This is a genomic window from Paraburkholderia sp. EG304 (assembly GCF_046543485.1).
Taxonomy (GTDB): domain Bacteria; phylum Pseudomonadota; class Gammaproteobacteria; order Burkholderiales; family Burkholderiaceae; genus Paraburkholderia; species Paraburkholderia youngii.
Genome location: NZ_JBKGUA010000285.1, coordinates 1 through 619, shown reverse-complemented (window position 1 = coordinate 619; position 619 = coordinate 1). Strand labels below are relative to the sequence as shown.

1 protein-coding gene is annotated in these 619 nt (G+C 69.0%); it reads right to left on the bottom strand.

Features of this window, described 5'->3' with window-relative positions; translation table 11 throughout:
- On the bottom strand, positions 1 to 619 hold a 619-nt coding region (locus ACLFKU_RS43885; RefSeq protein ID WP_410853407.1), incomplete at both ends, for a DUF802 domain-containing protein.

Sequence of the window (619 nt, the reverse complement as noted above, 5' to 3'; positions counted from 1 at the left end):
AGGCTGGCGCTCATGTCGGCGAAGGCCTCGGTCCACGCGCTCAGACGCTGCTGATCGCGTGCTTCCAGGGCGTCCTGGAGCTGGGCATGGGACTGCTGCATCGCATCGCCGAGTGACACCGCCTGTGCCTGCAGCGTCGCGGCGGCGGCGTCCAGCGCCTGCTGGTGACGCTCGCTCAGTGCGGTCGCGGCCGCATCCTGGCGGGCGAGGGCGTGCTGCCATGCCTCGGCGATCTGCGCGGTGGTGGCCTCCATGCGGCTGCCGACCGAGTCGATCAATCCAGTCGCCTGGGCCTCGTGCGTTTCGGTGAAGCTGGACAGCGCGCTGCGCAATTCGGCAGTCAGTGCAGCATGGGTCTGCTGCTGCGCCGCCTGGGCATCCTGCCAGCGCGTCGCAGTCGTGTTGAGCTCGGCCGAAACCGCCTCAAGCAAGGCGCTGGAGCGCTCGCCATGCTGCTCGGCGAACGTGGCCAGCGCATTGCGCAGCTCGGTCGCCATGGCTTCATTCGTCTGCTGCTGTGCGGACTGGGCCGCCTGCCAACCGTCAGCAGTGCTGACCAGCTTCGCGGAGACCGCGTCGAGCAGGCCAAGCGCGCGTTGATCGTGCTGTGCGGCGAATC